We start from the raw sequence: 1,773 nt of genomic DNA on the forward strand, positions 1-1,773 counted from the left end.
GAGGAGCGATTATGCAAATCGGTATCCCCAAGGAACATAAACCTCACGAAAAACGAGTCGCGGCCAGTCCCGATTCGGTCAAGGAGTTGATAAAACTGGGTTTCACCGTGGTCGTGGAAAATCATGCGGGCGGACTCTCCAGCTTTCATGACGATGCCTACGAGGCCGCCGGAGCCAAGGTCGTGGAGGTTAAAGACGTCTGGCAGTCAGACATCATTCTCAAGGTCAATGAACCTAACGAGAACGAAGTGGAACTCATCAAGCCCGGCGCCACCCTGATCAGCTTTTTGTGGCCGGCGGTCAACGAAGACCTGATCAAACAACTGGCGGAGAAAAAGATCACCGCCATGGCCATGGATTCCGTCCCCCGTATCTCCCGTGCCCAGTCCATGGATGCCTTGAGCTCCATGGCCAGTATTGTCGGGTATCGGGCAGTGGTGGAAGCGTCCCACCATTTCGGGCGTTTCTTCTCCGGGCAGATCACCGCCGCCGGCAAAGTACCTCCGGCCAAGATTCTGGTGATCGGGGCCGGGGTCGCCGGTCTTGCTGCCATAGGTACCGCCGGCAGTCTGGGCGCCATTGTGCGGGCCTTTGATACCCGCCCCGAGGTGAAGGAACAGATCACCAGTATGGGCGCCGAGTTCCTGGAAGTGGATATCGAAGAGGAGACCGGTTCCGGTGATGGTTATGCCAAGGAAATGAGCCAGGCGTTCATCGATGCGGAAATGGCCCTGTTTCTGGAACAGGCCAAGGATGTGGACATCATCATCTCCACCGCGTCCATTCCCGGCAAACCTGCCCCCAAGCTGATCACGGAAGAAATGGTCAAGGCCATGAAGCCCGGCAGCGTGATTGTGGATCTGGCCGCCCCCAACGGCGGCAACTGTGAATTGACCGAGCCCGGCGAAAGTGTCGAGCGCTACGGGGTCACCATTGCCGGGTTTGTCGACTTGCCCTCACGGTTACCGGCCCAGTCCAGCCTGCTGTATGCCAACAACCTGGTCAACCTGATGAAGCTGTTGTGCAAGACCAAAGACGGCATCATCAATGTGGATTTCGAGGACATCATCATTCGCGGCGTGACCGTAACGAAGGACGGCGACGTCACCTGGCCACCGCCCCCGGTCAAAGTCAGTGCGGCGCCCAAGCCCAAAGCGGCCCAGCCAGCGGCGGAACCAGCACCCAAGAAGGAGATGCCGAAGGAATTGAAACACGGTCTGATGCTGGGAGCGGGTGTCCTGTTTCTCTGGTTGGCCAGCGTGGCCCCCATGGATTTTCTGTCCCACTTCACGGTATTCCTGTTGGCCTGTATTGTCGGCTACCACGTGGTATGGAGCGTGACTCACGCCCTGCACACCCCGTTAATGAGTGTCACCAACGCCATCAGCGGCATCATTGTTGTCGGTGCCCTATTGCAGATCAGCAGTAGCAGTACCCTGGTCATGTTGTTGGCCGCCGCGGCCACACTGGTCGCCACCATCAATATCGTCGGGGGCTTTGTGGTCACCCAGCGCATGCTGAAAATGTTTCGTCGATAGGAGGCACATTGATGAATTCCGGAATCTTGACCGCCTCTTATCTGCTGGCGGCAGTGTTATTTATCCTGAGCCTGGCCGGGCTCAGCAAGCAGGAAACCGCGAAAAGCGGAAATCTCTATGGCATGATCGGCATGGCCATCGCTCTGGTGGCCACCCTGTGGCGTCCCGAGGTGACCGCGGTCTGGCTGATCCTGATCGCCATGGCCATCGGCGCGGTGATCGGCGCCAAGGTGGC

General features: G+C 58.3%; 2 protein-coding genes. Both read left to right on the top strand.

All coding sequences use genetic code 11. The features are described 5' to 3' along the window. The first annotated feature begins 11 nt into the window (after positions 1-11). Positions 12-1,538, top strand: coding sequence for a Re/Si-specific NAD(P)(+) transhydrogenase subunit alpha (locus BTA51_RS28800; RefSeq protein ID WP_094712532.1), 1,527 nt, complete (start codon positions 12-14; stop codon positions 1,536-1,538). 11 nt (positions 1,539-1,549) lie between these two features. Beyond that, positions 1,550-1,773: NAD(P)(+) transhydrogenase (Re/Si-specific) subunit beta (locus tag BTA51_RS28805; protein WP_210404947.1), on the top strand; the 224-nt coding region annotated here is incomplete at its 3' end.

The sequence above is a fragment of the Hahella sp. CCB-MM4 genome (genome assembly GCF_002260525.1).
In the GTDB taxonomy this organism is placed as follows: domain Bacteria; phylum Pseudomonadota; class Gammaproteobacteria; order Pseudomonadales; family Oleiphilaceae; genus Hahella.